Genomic DNA, 290 nt, shown 5'->3' with positions numbered 1-290 from the left:
ATTATATTGATGGTAGCTTTTCATTTTGTCTGGGATTTAAACTATTTTGGTTATATTAGAACAGACATACCTAACGGCTTATTCTGGAAAGAGCTAAGAGCAATAATTGTAAGTTTGTTCTTGTTTTCTGTTGGTGCCAGTCTGGTTTATTCCTATCAAGGTGGTATATCAGCGAAGAAATTAGCTTGGCGAACGGTTAAGATATCTAGTGCTGCGTTACTAGTGACTTTATCCTCACTATTTACCTTGCCAGAACATTGGATTTACTTTGGTATTTTACACTTCATAGC

1 protein-coding gene is annotated in these 290 nt (G+C 35.5%); it reads left to right on the top strand.

Annotated elements, in window-relative coordinates:
- A partial coding sequence (locus tag AAEZ22_RS18305) for a heparan-alpha-glucosaminide N-acetyltransferase domain-containing protein (protein ID WP_352298441.1) occupies positions 1 to 290 on the top strand: 290 nt, incomplete at both ends.

This window comes from Pseudoalteromonas sp. 20-MNA-CIBAN-0454 (assembly GCF_040308685.1).
Classification (GTDB): Bacteria; Pseudomonadota; Gammaproteobacteria; order Enterobacterales; family Alteromonadaceae; genus Pseudoalteromonas; species Pseudoalteromonas nigrifaciens.
The sequence above is the reverse complement of the archived record's forward strand: the minus strand, read 5'-3'. Positions and strand labels throughout refer to the sequence as shown.